13 protein-coding genes are annotated in these 14,223 nt (G+C 69.3%); 8 read left to right on the plus strand and 5 right to left on the minus strand.

Annotation, left to right across the window (positions count from 1 at the left end; genetic code table 11):
- The first annotated feature begins 31 nt into the window (after nucleotides 1-31).
- From DIE15_RS33980 to DIE15_RS37915, 3 genes are all read left to right on the plus strand, one after another.
- Nucleotides 32-973: a LysR substrate-binding domain-containing protein gene (locus DIE15_RS33980; RefSeq protein ID WP_124835600.1), complete on the plus strand. Its 942-nt coding sequence runs from the start codon at nucleotides 32-34 to the stop codon at nucleotides 971-973.
- Between the two features lie 314 nt (nucleotides 974-1,287).
- Nucleotides 1,288-2,520, plus strand: coding sequence for an MFS transporter (locus DIE15_RS33985; protein ID WP_124835601.1), 1,233 nt, complete (start codon nucleotides 1,288-1,290; stop codon nucleotides 2,518-2,520).
- Entirely contained in the window at nucleotides 2,511-2,633 is a 123-nt protein-coding gene (locus DIE15_RS37915; RefSeq protein ID WP_057929148.1) for a hypothetical protein, read from the plus strand. Before DIE15_RS33985 ends, DIE15_RS37915 begins: the two co-directional genes overlap by 10 nt.
- A gap of 48 nt (nucleotides 2,634-2,681) precedes the next feature.
- On the opposite strand, the gene DIE15_RS33990 is transcribed toward DIE15_RS37915, so the two are convergent.
- Nucleotides 2,682-4,160 carry a deoxyribodipyrimidine photo-lyase gene (locus DIE15_RS33990; RefSeq protein ID WP_124835602.1) on the minus strand — a complete coding sequence of 493 codons (1,479 nt, stop codon included), beginning with the start codon at nucleotides 4,158-4,160 and terminating at the stop codon, nucleotides 2,682-2,684.
- 366 nt (nucleotides 4,161-4,526) lie between these two features.
- Here DIE15_RS33990 and DIE15_RS33995 point away from each other — a divergent pair, with 366 nt between their 5' ends.
- Both DIE15_RS33995 and DIE15_RS34000 read left to right on the plus strand, forming a co-directional pair.
- Entirely contained in the window at nucleotides 4,527-5,006 is a 480-nt protein-coding gene (locus DIE15_RS33995; RefSeq protein ID WP_124835603.1) for an SRPBCC domain-containing protein, read from the plus strand.
- Nucleotides 5,007-5,019: 13 nt separating this feature from the next.
- A complete protein-coding gene (locus tag DIE15_RS34000; protein ID WP_124835604.1) occupies nucleotides 5,020-5,472 on the plus strand; it encodes a nuclear transport factor 2 family protein in 453 nt (150 codons plus the stop codon).
- A gap of 60 nt (nucleotides 5,473-5,532) precedes the next feature.
- Here DIE15_RS34000 and DIE15_RS34005 read toward each other — a convergent pair whose 3' ends face one another.
- From DIE15_RS34005 to DIE15_RS34020, 4 genes are read right to left on the minus strand one after another with little or no spacing between them, the layout of a single operon-like run.
- Complete coding sequence (locus tag DIE15_RS34005) at nucleotides 5,533-6,513, minus strand: acetyltransferase (RefSeq protein WP_124835605.1); 981 nt, start codon at nucleotides 6,511-6,513, stop codon at nucleotides 5,533-5,535.
- Between the two features lie 17 nt (nucleotides 6,514-6,530).
- Entirely contained in the window at nucleotides 6,531-7,322 is a 792-nt protein-coding gene (locus DIE15_RS34010; protein WP_057929145.1) for an SDR family oxidoreductase, read from the minus strand.
- A gap of 40 nt (nucleotides 7,323-7,362) precedes the next feature.
- Nucleotides 7,363-8,556 carry a sulfotransferase gene (locus DIE15_RS34015; RefSeq protein ID WP_124835606.1) on the minus strand — a complete coding sequence of 398 codons (1,194 nt, stop codon included), beginning with the start codon at nucleotides 8,554-8,556 and terminating at the stop codon, nucleotides 7,363-7,365.
- Entirely contained in the window at nucleotides 8,553-9,662 is a 1,110-nt protein-coding gene (locus DIE15_RS34020; protein ID WP_124835607.1) for a DUF1214 domain-containing protein, read from the minus strand. The genes DIE15_RS34015 and DIE15_RS34020 overlap by 4 nt, the downstream gene beginning before the upstream one ends.
- 318 nt (nucleotides 9,663-9,980) lie before the next feature.
- Between DIE15_RS34020 and cysD the strand changes: the two genes are divergently transcribed.
- The 3 genes from cysD (at nucleotide 9,981) to DIE15_RS34040 (ending at nucleotide 14,188) form a co-directional block, all read left to right on the plus strand.
- Complete coding sequence (cysD, locus tag DIE15_RS34030; protein ID WP_260428420.1) at nucleotides 9,981-10,946, plus strand: sulfate adenylyltransferase subunit CysD; 966 nt, start codon at nucleotides 9,981-9,983, stop codon at nucleotides 10,944-10,946.
- Entirely contained in the window at nucleotides 10,946-12,877 is a 1,932-nt protein-coding gene (gene cysN / locus DIE15_RS34035) for a sulfate adenylyltransferase subunit CysN (RefSeq protein ID WP_124835609.1), read from the plus strand. The genes cysD and cysN overlap by 1 nt, the downstream gene beginning before the upstream one ends.
- Before the next feature lie 123 nt (nucleotides 12,878-13,000).
- A complete protein-coding gene (locus DIE15_RS34040; protein ID WP_124835610.1) occupies nucleotides 13,001-14,188 on the plus strand; it encodes a helix-turn-helix transcriptional regulator in 1,188 nt (395 codons plus the stop codon).
- The last annotated feature ends 35 nt before the right edge of the window (nucleotides 14,189-14,223 follow it).

Consider the following 14,223-nt stretch of genomic DNA (forward strand, 5'->3'; position numbering starts at 1 on the left):
TCTTGCTGCTCCGTTCGCATGAGCCCTACGCATGTCAACGCCGCTCGTCCGTCTCCCGTCGCTGGACCTCGTGCGCGGCTTCGTCGCCGTCGGCCGCCGCATGAGCATCACGCTCGCCGCGCAGGACCTGTGCGTCACGCAGTCGGCGGTCAGCCGCCAGGTGCATGCCCTCGAAGCCCATCTCGGCGTCGCATTGCTGCAGCGCGGCTATCGGAAGATCGCGTTCACGCCGGCGGGCGAGCGGCTGTTTCGCGCCGCGGATGCGGCGCTGCTCAGCCTGCAGGACACCGTCGCGTCGCTCGCCGCCGCGCGCGAGCGCCAGCCCGTCACGATCACGGCGAGCATCGGCGTCACCGCGCTGTGGCTGCTGCCGCGCCTCGGGCGCCTGCAGGCGCGCCTGCCCGACATCGACTTGCGCGTGGCCGCGAACGACAAGGTACTCGATTTGCGCGCCGAAGGCATCGACCTCGGGATCCGCTATTGCCCGCGCGAGCGCGCGCCGGCCGGCGCGGTGCGCCTGTTCGACGAGATCGTGGTGCCGGTCGCGCACCCCGCGCTGGCCACCCGGCCCGTCACCGACGCGGCCGCGATCGCGAACCACGTGCTGCTCGAATTCGACGGGCCGCCGCAACCGCAGCTGCAGTGGCGTGCGCACCTGCATGCGGCCGGGCTCGGCGACGCGCACCCGAAGGGCATGCTGCGCTTCAACCAGTACGACCAGGTGATCCACGCCGCGATCGCCGGCCGGGGCGTCGCGCTCGGACGGCTCGCGCTCGTCGCGCCAATGCTCGCCGACGGCCGGCTCGCGGTGCTCGGCCCGCACTCCCAGGCATTGTCGGATGCGTACGGCTACTGGCTGTTCCGGCACGATCCGGCACCGCGCCGCGAAGTCGCCGACGTGCGCGACTGGATTCTCGCGGAAGCGGCCGAGTGCGATGCGGCAATGCACGCTTACGACGCGACGCAACGCTAGCCGCGAGCGGGTTTCCGCGTCGAACCGATGGCGGCGCAGTCGCAGCATTGCACAACGGATCGCCCCGCCACGGGCGATGCACTGACGCGCCGGGGCTCCGTCGCATCGTCGCGTGCCACGCCGGCTGCATGCGCCGCAAGGCTTCACGTGCCCCGCCCGCACCGCGCCCCTCCCCCGCCTCGCATCCGAATCGCCTCGCATTCCCCGCACGCATGCGAACCCGACCGAATGATCGCTTGAGCGACACCGGCACCGGATCGTCTAATCGAATCGAAAGCGGCCGTCGCGCCGCACGCATTCATCCGGAGACACGCATGACCCCGATCGAACAAGACGCCCGGCGCCGCTGGCTGCCGGTGCTCGCAGGCGGCCTGATCATGGGCGTCGCGCTCGGCATCCGCCACGTGCAGGGGTTGTTCCTCGCGCCCGTCACGCTCGACCACGGCTGGTCGCGCGAAGCGTTCGGCCTCGCGCTCGCGCTGCAGAACCTGATCTGGGGCATCGCGCAGCCGTTCACCGGGATGATCGCCGACCGCTTCGGGTCGGTGCGCGTGATCGTCGCCGGCATGCTGCTGTATGCGGCCGGTCTCGTCACGATGGCGCTGGCGGGGTCGGCCGGTGTGTTCACGGTCGGCGCGGGACTCGTGATCGGCATCGCGTTGTCGGGGTCGGCCTTCGCGTCGATCTACGGCGCGCTGAGCCGCCTGTTTCCGCCCGACCGGCGCGGCTGGGCGCTCGGCGTCGCGGGCGCGATCGGCGGGCTCGGCCAGTTCTGCATGGTGCCGGTCGCGCAGGTCCTGATCGGCGGCATCGGCTGGCAGCATGCATTCGTCGCGCTCGCCCTCGTCGCCGCGCTGCTCGCGCCGCTCGCCATGCTGGTGCGCGACCGGCCCGCGCAGGCCGCGAGCCGTGCGGACGGCCCCGACCAGTCGATCGGCGCGGCGGTGCGCGAAGCGTTTGCGCACCGTGGCTTCTGGCTGCTGAACGCGGGGTTCTTCGCATGCGGGTTCCAGCTCGCGTTCATCGCGACCCACCTGCCCGCCTACCTGGTCGATCACGGCCTGCCGGCGCGCCACGCCAGCGTCGCGCTCGCGCTGATCGCGCTGACCAACGTGGCCGGCACCTACGCGTGCGGCCATCTCGGCGGCCTGCTGCGGCGCAAGTACGTACTGTCCGTGCTGTATCTCGTGCGCGCGCTGGCGATGGCCGCATTCGTTGCGGCACCGTTGTCGCCCGCGAGCGTCTACGTGTTCGCGGCCGTGATGGGCTTCACGTGGCTCGGCACCGTGCCGCTGACCAACGGCGTGATCTCGCAGGTGTTCGGCGTGCGCTACATCGCGACGCTGTTCGGCTTCGTGTTCTTCGGGCACCAGCTCGGCAGCTTCTTCGGCGTGTGGCTCGGTGCGCTCGTATACGACGCGACGCATTCGTACCAGCCGCTGTGGATCGGCTCGATCGCGCTCGGCGTGCTGGCCGCGCTGCTGCACCTGCCGATCGACGACGCGCGCATCGCGCGTCCGGCGTCGGGCAAGGCCGCATGGGCGTGATCCGTGCCGCACTGGCCGCCGGCGTGCTCGCGTTCGTCGCGTGGTGCGGCGCGGCCTACTTCGATTCGGGCATCGCGCTCGCGCTGCTCGAACATGCGGCGTTCTGCGACTGACGCGGCAAGCCGCGCCGCACGCGAATGGCCGACGGCGCCGAGCGACGCCTAGTGACGCTTCGGCAGCGTGGCCAGCGCATCGAGCGCACGACGGCGCGCGCCGTCGTGATCGACGATCGGCGCCGGATAATCGACGTCGAGCCGCACGCCGGCCGCCGCAAGTTCCACCGGCGACGCTTCCCAGGGTGCATGGATCGCGGCCGCGTCGAGGCCCGCGAGTTCCGGCACCCAGCGGCGCACGTACGCGCCCTGCGGGTCGAACTTCCGGCCCTGCGTCACCGGATTGAAGATGCGGAAATACGGCGCGGCGTCGGCACCGCAGCCGGCCACCCATTGCCAGTTCGCCGGGTTGTTCGCGGCGTCCGCATCGACGAGCGTGTCGTAGAACCAGCGCTCGCCCGCCCGCCAGTCGATCAGCAGATGCTTGACGAGGAATGACGCAACGACCATCCGCACGCGGTTGTGCATCCAGCCGGTCGCCCACAGCTCGCGCATTCCCGCATCGACGAGCGGATAGCCGGTCAGCCCGCGCTGCCACGCGCGCAGCGCGGCGGGATCGTCGCGCCACGGCATCGCGTCGAACTGCGCGCGGAAGTTGTCGGTCGCGAGCGCCGGGAAGTGATACAGCAGCACGTGGCTGAATTCGCGCCAGCCGAGCTCGCTCAGGTATTTCTCGGCGCCGGCCGCGCAGGCCGCCCCGCCCGCCTGTGCGGCACCCTGCACCGCATGCCACACCTGTCGCGGCGACACGTTGCCGAAGTGCAGGAACGCCGACAGCCGGCTCGTCGCGAGCTGGTCGGGTCGATCGCGCATGTCGGCGTAGTCCGCCAGCGACTCGACCGGGAACGCGTCGAGCCGCGCGTGCGCGCCGGCTTCGTCGGGTGCCGGCCACGCATCGCGCAGACCGCCCGCCCAGTCCGGCGCGAGCGGGCGCAGCGCGAGCGCGTCGAGCGCCAGCGCGCGTTCGCGCACACCGGCCGGCCACGGATGAAACGCGATCCGAGCCGGCTCCGGCAGCGGCGCGGCCACCGTGCGATCGCGCCGCACCGCGCGCCAGTACGCGGTGAACACCTGGAACGGCGTGCCGGCGCCCGTCAGCACTTCCCACGGTTCGTTCAGCAGGCTGCCGTTGCTGCTGTCGACCTCGAGGCCACGCGCCTTCAGCGACGCCTTCAACGCCGCATCGGCATCGCGCTGCGGCTGCGCATAGCGGCGGTTCCAGTAGACGGCCGCCGCGCCCGTGTCGTGCACGATGCGGTCGATCTCGCGCCGCGCGTCACCGCGCAACAGCAGCAGGCGGCCGCCATGACGCGCAAGCGCGGCGTCGAGTGCCACGAGCGATCCGTGCAGCCACCAGCGCGCGGCACCACCGAGCGCGCGCCCCGCACCCTCACCCGTGTCGTCGACATACACGCATACGAGCGGCCGGCCCGATGCGACCGCGCGCGTCAGCGCGGGCTGGTCGGTCACGCGCAGATCGTCGCGGAACCACACGACGGCGGGAGCAACTGACGACTGGGCTGGCACGGGCACCTCGGGGCAGGAAACTGAACAGTAACCCGTATTGTCGCGGCCGGGTCGCGGGATGTCGATCGCTCGAATCGCATGCGCCGCCGGCTCGTGCGCGGTGCATCGGCAGCACCGCCGGAGTGCCGGACCGGTGAAACGCCTTAGTCCATTCCGACGATTCTTCGCCGCATGTGCCGGCCTACGCTCGATGTCGGGTTCGCCGCGCCGCGCTGTGCGGAATGCACCGGCCGCTAACCGGCCTCGCGTGTCGCACCCGCAGCGCCCGGCTGCGACCGTGCGGGACCGTTCCGTCCACCGCGGCACGCGCCCGGACGGACGTGCCCGCGCGCCCGTCCTCATCCTCAATCTCACCCGATACTCGCCATGACCAAACCAGCCAATCTCGTCACCTCGATCACCGTCGCAATCGACGCCCCCGCTGCCGTCGTCTGGGACGTGCTGACCGACTTCCCGCGCTACGGCGAATGGAACACGTTCTGCGTCGGCCTCGAAACGACCGGCCGGATCGGCGACTTCGTGCACATGCAGGTGCGTATTCCGGGCACGGAGATGGTGATTCCCGTCAACGAAATCCTCGTCGCGCGCGAGCCCGAGCGCCTGCTGTCATGGGAACAGCGCCCGACCGACGACAACAAGGACGCCGCGCGCCGCGACCAGTACGTCGAAGCCGACGGCGCCGAGCATTGCCGCTACTTCACGACCGACCAGTTTCTTGGCATCAGCGCGGAAACGATCATGCGCGAGCACGGCGGCTGGGTGAAACAGGGGTTTGACCAATGCGCGCGCGACGTGAAGCAGCGCGCGGAAGCGCTACATGCGGCACGCCGCCGCGAAAGCGCATGACGGAGCACCGCCGATGCCCGATCTGCAGACCCTCTCCGACCATCATGACATCCGCGAGCTGATCGTCGCGTATTCGAGCGCGATCGATGCGCGCGACTTCGACGCGCTCGATGCGGTGTTCACGCGCGACGCGGCGATCGACTATCGCGCGATGGGCGGCATCGCCGGCACTTATGCCGATGTGAAGGCGTGGCTGCGCACCGTGCTGCCGCAGTTTCCGCAGTACCAGCACATGGTCGGCAACCTGTCGATCACGCTCGACGGCGACACCGCGCGCGGCCGCACGATCTGCTTCAATCCGATGGAAGTCGTGCTGCCGGACGGCGGCACGCAGATGATGTTCCTCGGCCTGTGGTACGTCGACCGGTTCGTGCGTACCGCGCAGGGCTGGCGCATCGCGGAGCGCGTCGAGGAACGCTGCTACGACCACAACGTGCCGGCCGTGCTCGCGAACGCGACCGGCTGAAGCGGTGCGCCGCGCGCGCCGCGGCATCGCTGCACGGTGCGCGCGGCGCTGGCCCTCGGGTCAGTCGAGACGAAACGCCGCTTCGAAACGCTCGACGAACGTGTCGAACTCGGCTTCCGGCAGATGGTTGATGCCGCCCGCGCGCTTGCGCCCGCCGCCGGTCGGGAAGCCGCGGCAGAACTCGTCGGCGCCGAGCGGCCGGCCGTCGGGCACGCGCACGCTGACCACGAGCCCGCCCTGCGCACGCGGCGACAGCACCGCGAGCGCCGCATGCGGCGCATTGCGCATCCGCTCGTTCGCGAGCATCCCCGTCGCGCGTCGCGCCCACGGATGATCCGGCATCCTGATCAGCGTCGCGCCCGGCACGTCGCGCAGCGGCGCAAGCGCGCATGCCCGCGCCATGTCGTCGCGATAGCCGTCGCGCAGCGCGGCGAACACCGGCGTGCCGCGCACGAAGTCGAGCGGATCGACGCACGGCAGCATCGCATCGGCCAGCACCGCCGGATCGAAATGCAGGTCGCCGACGCAGTCGCCGTATGCGTTGTAGTTCAGGTAGAGCCCGAGTTCGGCCAGCGTGCAGCGTTCGACTTCGCCGATCCCCTGTTCGCGCGCGAGCGCGGCGCCGAGCGCCGGCAGCTCGTCGCCGAACGCCGCGACGATCGCCCAGCGCACATGGCGGCCGCCGAGATAGCGGTTCACCAGCGCGCTCGTGCAAACGTCGGCGCCCGTGTCGATATACGCATCGAAACGCGGAGCGCCGGGCAGCTCGCCGGCGAAGTGATGATCGAAGTAGCGAACCGCCGCGCCGTCGCGCAACAGCCGCGCGCATGCGTCGCGGTTCTGGTCGTGCGACACGTCGAGCACGGTCACGCGCTCGCCGGAGCGCGCATCGATCCGCTCGAGCAGCTTGATGTCGCGCTTCACGCCGGTCACGAGCGTGCCGCATTCGCCTTCCGCGAGCCGCAGCTGCTGCAGCGCGCACAGGCCGTCCGCATCGCCGTTGAACGCGAAAAAATGCCGTCCCTGTTGGTTTGCCTGCATGATTCGTTGCTCCATCCTCAGGGCATGAAATCGCCGCCGTTCGCATCCAGCGTCGCGCCGGTCACCGCATTCGCATAATCCGACGCGAGAAACAGTGCCGCGCGTGCGCAATCGTCGTCGGTCGGCAGCTTCGCGAGCGCGATGTTCGATGCGATCGGCGCGACGATCTCCTCCTCCGTCATCCCGTACTCGGCTGCCGCCTGCCGGAAATACGTCTGCGTCGGCACGCCCCACATCCACCCCATGTGGATGCTGTTCGCGCGGATTCCGTGCACGCCGAGCTCGCGCGCCAGGTATTTTGCCGCAACCGCGAGCGCGCCCTTCGATACAGCGTAGCCCGATTCCCCTGCAAACGGCTTGCGGGTTGCCTGCGTGTTGATCATCACGATCGCGCCGCGCTTGTGCCGCTTCATGTGCGGCACGATTTCCTGCGTGAGCGTCATCGTGCCGAACACATTGGTGTCGAACACCGCGCGCCAGCCGTCGAGATCGGCTTCCTCGACCGCCTCCGGAAACGTGCCGTGCACGAATGCGCTGTTCACGAGCGCGTCGATCCGGCCGAAGCGCTCGACCGCCTGCGTCGCAAGCCGGCGGCACTGCGCGCGCTCGGCGATGTCGGTGCGCACCTTCAGCACGTCGCACGCCACACCGAGTTCGCGGATCCGTGCCTCCGCATCGTCGAGCTTCTCCATCGTGCGTGCCGCGACGACGACGCCGCACGCACCCTCGCGCGCCGCCTCGACGGCAAGCTTCACACCGAGCCCCGGCCCGATCCCGGAAATCACGACGATCTTGTCCTTCAGCAACATGGTTTGTCTCCTGGTTGTCGTTGGTCCCACGCGTGCGCCGTCAGCCGGCCGCCTGCAGGTGCCGCGCGCGATACGCGGCGAAGTCGCGCGCCAGTTGCGCATCGGTGAAGCCGAAGCGCGCGATCGAATAGTCGTGCGCGGCGCGCTTGTCGCGGCCATTGCGCGCCATCCAGTCCGTCATCGCCGCGCGCTGCCGTGCATCGAGCGGCATGCCGGCAAAGCGGTACACGGCTTGCGCGACGCCGAGCGGATTCGATACGGTGTCCTCGAAACGCACGTCGAGAAACCGCTCGGCCGGCAGCGCGTCGCGCGCCGCCATCGCCGCGCCGATCGCGCGCGCCATCCCCGCGTTCCACTGCGCGCCGACCGTGCGCGGATCCGGGTCGTCCGCATACATCTGCCACAGCGTGTGCGCCATGCTCGCCATCGACGGAATCGTCTTCGCCGGGTCGCGGTGCGTGAGCACCACCTGCGCGCGCGGGAACACGCGGCACAGCACGTCGAGCGCATGCAGGTGCTGCGGCGTCTTCAGCAGCCAGCGCTCGGCCGGCGCTACGCCGCGCTGCACCTTCTGCCATTGCAGGAACTGCAGCATCCGCTTCAGGTACACATAGACCGGCGTCAGGTCCTGCTTCGCGAGCCATGCCGTGTAGGTCGGCACGTTCGCGTACGAATCCATCGCGCACACGAACGAATGCTCCATCAGCATGAACTCTTCGTCGGCAAGCATCGCATCGAGCGGATGAATTGTCAGGATCTGCGGAATGCAGTCGATCATCGTCGCCACCTCGGCCTGCGCGCGCGCGATGCGCACGGTCGGCGCGTCGAGCGTCTCGCCGGCGAGCGGCGCCGGATAGCGCGTCTCCCACCACGCGGCCGAATGAAAGCGCGGATCGACGGCGAGCAGCCGCTGCAGCAGTGTCGTGCCGGTGCGCGGCAGCCCGACGATCACGAGCGGATCGTCGATCTCGATGTCGGCGATCTCCGGATGGCGACGGAAGTAATCCTCGACGACGAGCCTGTTCACGAGCTGGCCGACGAGCTTCTCGCGCATCATCTCCACGCCGCGCGCGGACAGGTTCGCATCGTCGACCAGCGATGCGCACATCACGTCGAGCGCGTCGCGATACGGCCCGTCGCCGATCGCGGTGAGCCCGCTGGTGCGCGACACGGCCTCGGCGATCAGCCCGTCGGCGTCGAACTGCGGGCGGATCGGGTCGAGCGGCGCGTTCATGCGGCCTCCTTCAGCGTGGCGAGCTTGACGACGCGCGTGCGCGGATGCACCGGCTGCGCGGCGCCGACCCAGCGCCAGCAGATCGTGCCGGTACGATGCCCGGCCGTATCGAGCCAGTTCGCGTCGCCCGGCCGCGACGCGGCGACCACCACCGTCACGCCGCCGTCGGCATTCCGCCGCGCGCCGTGCTTGTTCACGCAGATGTCGAAGTGCCGGTAGTCGAGCGACTCCATCCAGTAGTTGTTGAGCTGCACGTTCCAGAAATCGCAGTCGGGCACCGTGTCGACGTCGATCACGAGCGCCTCGTCGTCGGCCAGCGACCAGCGCGAGTGGTAGTAGTAGATGTTCGGATCGCCGCCGACCGCCTGGCACAGCGCCTGGTCCGCGGGCGGCAGCGCGTTCACGTGCGCCCCGTAGCTCGCGGCCCAGTCGGCGAACAGCTTCGACGTCTGCTCGACGAACTGCGCGGCGCGCGCGAGGCCGCCCTGCAGCGCGAGCGCATCGAGCGGCGCCGGGCGATCGTCGGCACCGATGCGCGCGATCTTCAGTTGCGCCGGCGTCTCCGCGCGCCGGTCGAGGAAAGTCTGGCGCACCAGCAGCGCGTTCGTGCCCGGCTCCATGCGAACCCAGTTGCCCGCGCGCGGCGTCTCGCTCAGCCCGATCTCGAAGCTGCCGTCCGGTGCGATCTCGAGCTGCTTCGCATCGAGAAAGCCTGTCTGCAGCATCTTGCCGTCCGTCTCGTAGCCGCCCTTCTGCGTGCCGAAGCTCAGGTATGCGACCGTGCCGCGCTGCCCCGTCACGCGATATTCGCAGCGGCCGTCGAGGCGCGCGTACTGGTACAGGTTGTCGGGATTGTCGGCACCGATCTTCGCGGTCTCGTGCGACGGCGAGAAGAAGCCGGGCCACGCGCCGTCCGCGAACTCGACGTGCATTTCGAGCGCGATGCGCATCAGCCGGCTCAGATAGCGGAAACCTTCCGCACGCGTAAGCGGATCGTCCGGCGCCTCGGCGCGCAGGATCTGCTGTCCGCTGCGTTTCAGGGTGTCGCAGAAATCGGCCCAGGTCTGGCCCGAAAGCAATTGCGTGGCACGTGTGTCGTCCGTCATGTGTCGTCTCCGCCGATGGTCGAGCGCTCACCTTAAGCGAGCGCCGCGCGCGCCACTTCGTCCGGGTGGACTAAGGAAAGATCCGCTGCACGGCCGCGCCGGGGCAGCGCCTGTTCCGGCCAATGACGGACTTGAGAACGTGCGTTGCCGGACGCAGTGCAAGGAGCGCGGAGTGCCGTTTGGCCGAGCCAAACCAGCGACGCGCGACGCCCCAATGCGGCCGGCAACGCACGTTCCCCTGATCGAAAAAATGACTTGTAGGGCTGGCCGGAACAGGCCCTAGTCCACCCGGACGAAGAGCGGCATCACCCTCGCTCGATACCTTGGCGTCATGCACGAAACGCCGCACATGTCGCGCGGCGCCGGCATGAAACAAGGAGACGAACGATGTTGACCCACTTGGAGCGACTGGAGGCCGAAAGCATCCACATCATGCGCGAGGTGGTCGCGGAAAGCGAAAACCCGGTGATGCTCTATTCGATCGGCAAGGACAGCTCGGTCATGCTGCATCTGGCGATGAAGGCGTTCTACCCGGCCAGGCCGCCCTTTCCGCTGCTGCACGTCGATACGACGTGGAAGTTCCGCGAGATGATCGCGTTTCGCGACGAGACGGCCGAGCGCCTCGGCCTCGACCTGCGCGTGCACGTGAACCCGGATGGCGTGTCGAACGACATCAATCCGTTCACGCATGGCTCGGCCGTGCACACCGACGTGTGGAAGACCCAAGGGCTCAAGCAGGCGCTCGACCACTACGGCTTCGACGCCGCGTTCGGCGGTGCACGCCGCGACGAGGAGAAATCGCGCGCGAAGGAGCGCATCGTATCGCTGCGCTCGGAGCAGCATCGCTGGGATCCGAAGCGCCAGCGTCCCGAACTCTGGTCGCTGTACAACGCGCGCAAGCGCAAGGGCGAAAGCCTGCGCGTGTTCCCGATTTCCAACTGGACCGAACTCGACATCTGGCAGTACATCCGGCTGCACGATATTCCGATCGTGCCGCTCTATTACGCGAAGGAACGGCCGGTGGTCGAGCGCGACGGCGCACTGATCATGGTCGACGACGAACGCCTGCCGCTGCGCGAAGGCGAAGTGCCGCAGATGCGCAAGGTGCGCTTTCGCACGCTCGGCTGCTATCCGCTGACGGGCGCGATCGACAGTGACGCGACATCGCTCGACGACATCCTGCAGGAGATGCGCGACACGCGCACGTCCGAGCGCCAGGGACGGCTGATCGACAGCGATTCGGCCGGTTCGATGGAAAAGAAGAAACAGGAGGGATATTTCTGATGGCACACGTTCTCACCGCGCCCGACACGCGCACGCACGCGACGCCCGACATGCACGCCGACGATGCGCAGATGAAGGACCTGCTGCGTTTCATCACCTGCGGCAGCGTCGACGACGGTAAGAGCACGCTGATCGGCCGCCTGCTCTACGAATCGAACATGCTGTTCGACGATCAGCTCACCCAGCTCGAGGCCGATTCGAAGAAGGTCGGCACGCAAGGCGGCGAGCTCGATTTCGCGCTGCTCGTCGACGGCCTGTCGGCCGAGCGCGAACAAGGGATCACGATCGACGTCGCATACCGCTTCTTCGCGACCGAGCGGCGCAAGTTCATCGTCGCCGATACGCCCGGCCACGAACAGTACACGCGCAACATGATCACCGGCGCGTCGACCGCCGATCTGGCAGTGATCCTGATCGACGCGCGCAAGGGCGTGCTCACGCAAACGCGCCGCCACAGCCACCTCGTCGCGCTGATCGGCATCAAGCGCGTCGTGCTCGCGATCAACAAGATGGACCTGGTCGACTACAACCGCACGGTGTTCGAGCGCATCGACGCCGAGTATCGCGCGTTCGCGGCCGAGCTCGGTCTCGCGGATATCGTCAGCATTCCGATGTCCGCGCTGCGCGGCGACAACGTGATCGCGCCAGGTGCGCGGATGCCGTGGTACGCGGGCCCGACGTTGATGCAGCATCTCGACACGCTGCCGCTCGTCGAGCGCGTGACGCGCGACGAGCCGTTCCGGTTGCCAGTGCAATGGGTCAACCGTCCGCACCTGAACTTCCGCGGCTATGCCGGCAGCATCGTGTCGGGCGAAGTCCGCGTCGGCGAACGCGTGCGCGTGCTGCCGGCCGGCAAGGAAAGCCGCGTCGCGTCGGTGATCACGCCGGCCGGCGAAGCCGACGTCGCGCGCGCCGGCGAAGCGGTGACGCTCACGCTCGCCGACGAAATCGACATCAGCCGCGGCGACATGATCGCGCGTGCCGACGCGCCGCCGGAGGTGGCCGACCAGTTCGAGGCGACGCTCGTGTGGATGCACGACGAACCGCTGCTGCCGGGCCGGCCGTATCTCGTGAAGCTCGGCACGCAGACGGTCGGCGCGACCTGCGCGACGCCGAAGTACAAGATCGACGTGAACACGCGCGAGCATCTCGCCGCGCGCACGCTCGCACTGAACGAGATCGGCGTGTGCAACCTGAGCTTCGACCGGCCGGTCGCGTTCGATCCGTACGACCGGAACCGCCACACCGGCGGCTTCATCGTGATCGACCGCTTCACCAACGACACGGTCGGCGCCGGGATGCTGCACTTCGCGCTGCGCCGCGCGCACAACGTGCACTGGCAGGCCGTCGACGTCGACCGCGACGCGCGCGCGGTGCAGAAGGCGCAGACGCCGCGCATCGTGTGGCTGACCGGGCTGTCGGGCGCGGGCAAGTCGACGATCGCGAACCTCGTCGAACAGCGGCTGCATGCGCTCGGCAAGCACACCTACCTGCTCGACGGCGACAACGTGCGGCACGGACTCAACCGCGATCTCGGCTTCACCGAGGCCGATCGCGTGGAGAACATCCGGCGCGTGGCCGAAGTCGCGCGGCTGATGCTCGATGCCGGGCTCATCGCGCTCGTGTCGTTCATCTCGCCGTTCCGCGCCGAACGCGAGATGGCACGCGCGCTGGTCGGCCCAGACGAGTTCGTCGAGGTGTTCGTCGATACGCCGCTCGCGGTCGCCGAGGAGCGCGATCCGAAGGGCCTGTACAAGAAGGCGCGCAAGGGCGAGCTGAAGCACTTCACGGGCATCGACTCGCCGTACGAGCCGCCCGCGCAGCCCGAACTGCGCGTCGATACGGTGACGGAGTCGCCGGAAGCCGCGGCGGACCGCATCGTCGCGTACCTGCTGCGCGAACGCGCGGTATCAGCGGTATCGGCGACATAAGGCAGCACAAGCACCGCCGCACGGCCACGGCCCGCGCCGTCTACTCCGTTCGGATGACGCGGGCCGCTGGCCGGTCGGTATGCTGGGCCGGAAGCATTCACCTCGACCCAGGAGAACACGAGCATGCGGATCGCGCTGGCGCCCGATGACACGGCCGCACACGACGGTTTCGACGACGCGGCATGGACGGCCCGCGAACTCAGCGCGTGGCTCGGGCTCATCTATCAGGGCCCGTCCGAAACGACGCCGTGGGCGGGCTTCCTGGAAGCGATGCGCGCGCGGCTCGACGCGAGCTTCACGACGCTCGTGCTGCGCAACCCCGGCGGCTCGCGGCGCGGGCTCATCATCAACGCATCGGCCCATGGCCCGCTGCTGCCCGGCGAGCCATCGTACAGCGAGCAGTTCTACGCACTGTGCCCGTTTCTCGACCAGCCGCCCGGCCAGGTGTTCACGGCCGACGGGCTGTTCGGCGCCACCCGGTGGTGCTCGCACGATTTCTACCGGCAGTACCTGCAGCCGCTCGACCTGCGCTTCATCCTGGGCGCGAACCTGCGCGGCGAGCGCGGTGTCGAGTGCGCGTTCTTCGTGAGCCGCGCGCATCGCGGCCGCGATTTCGACGCGGCCGAACGCGCGCAGGTCGCGACGCTGCTGCCGCACCTGCAGCGCGCGGTCGAACTGCACGCGGCGCTCGATGTGCTCGACGCCGAGCGCGCGCTGTACGCGGGCACGGTCGACAGGCTCGACGTCGGCACCGCGATCCTCGACGAGGACGGCCGAGTGATCAAGCACAACCGCATCGCCGAGCGGCTGATCGAGCAGCAGGACGGCCTGTGCCTGCGCCAGGAACGGCTTCATGCGTCGTGCCCGCTCGACGAGCGCCGGCTGCAGAAGGCGCTGCAGGCCGCGCTCGAGCATTTCCGCGCGGGCGCGCTCGGTCGCATCGAGGCCACCACGCTGTCGCGCCCCGGCGGCGCGATGCCGTTGAACGTGCTGCTGCGCCCGCTCGCGCCGTATCGCGGCGCGGAGGACCGCCAGCACCGGCCGGCCGTCGCGGTGTTCGTGCGCGATCCGGCGTCGTCGCCGCAGACCTCGCGCGACATGCTGCACCGGCTGTTCCGGCTCACGCCGATGGAAACCGAGATCGCGCTGCTGCTCGTCGACGGCCTGACGCTCGACGAAGCGGCCGCCGCGACCGGCATCACGAAGAACACCGCCCGCGCGCACCTGCGCGGCATCTTCGCGAAGACGGGCGCGACGCGGCAGGCCGTACTCGTGAAGACGCTGCTGAACAGCGTCGTGTCGATGGCGTAGCGCTCGCCGCGGGAAGCCGGCCGAATGCCTTGGGG

Origin of the sequence: Burkholderia sp. Bp9031, assembly GCF_003857965.1 — a bacterium.
Classification (GTDB): domain Bacteria; phylum Pseudomonadota; class Gammaproteobacteria; order Burkholderiales; family Burkholderiaceae; genus Burkholderia; species Burkholderia ambifaria_A.

Excerpts from the sequence above, each read along its gene's own strand:
- DIE15_RS33980 (WP_124835600.1), top strand. The coding sequence starts at position 32 with ATGTCAACGCCGCTCGTCCGTCTCCCGTCGCTGGACCTCGTGCGCGGC.
- DIE15_RS33985 (WP_124835601.1), top strand. The coding sequence starts at position 1,288 with ATGACCCCGATCGAACAAGACGCCCGGCGCCGCTGGCTGCCGGTGCTC.
- DIE15_RS37915 (WP_057929148.1), top strand. The coding sequence starts at position 2,511 with ATGGGCGTGATCCGTGCCGCACTGGCCGCCGGCGTGCTCGCGTTCGTC.
- DIE15_RS33995 (WP_124835603.1), top strand. The coding sequence starts at position 4,527 with ATGACCAAACCAGCCAATCTCGTCACCTCGATCACCGTCGCAATCGAC.
- DIE15_RS34000 (WP_124835604.1), top strand. The coding sequence starts at position 5,020 with ATGCCCGATCTGCAGACCCTCTCCGACCATCATGACATCCGCGAGCTG.
- DIE15_RS34005 (WP_124835605.1), bottom strand. The coding sequence starts at position 6,513 with ATGCAGGCAAACCAACAGGGACGGCATTTTTTCGCGTTCAACGGCGAT.
- DIE15_RS34010 (WP_057929145.1), bottom strand. The coding sequence starts at position 7,322 with ATGTTGCTGAAGGACAAGATCGTCGTGATTTCCGGGATCGGGCCGGGG.
- DIE15_RS34015 (WP_124835606.1), bottom strand. The coding sequence starts at position 8,556 with ATGAACGCGCCGCTCGACCCGATCCGCCCGCAGTTCGACGCCGACGGG.
- DIE15_RS34020 (WP_124835607.1), bottom strand. The coding sequence starts at position 9,662 with ATGACGGACGACACACGTGCCACGCAATTGCTTTCGGGCCAGACCTGG.
- cysN (WP_124835609.1), top strand. The coding sequence starts at position 10,946 with ATGGCACACGTTCTCACCGCGCCCGACACGCGCACGCACGCGACGCCC.
- DIE15_RS34040 (WP_124835610.1), top strand. The coding sequence starts at position 13,001 with ATGCGGATCGCGCTGGCGCCCGATGACACGGCCGCACACGACGGTTTC.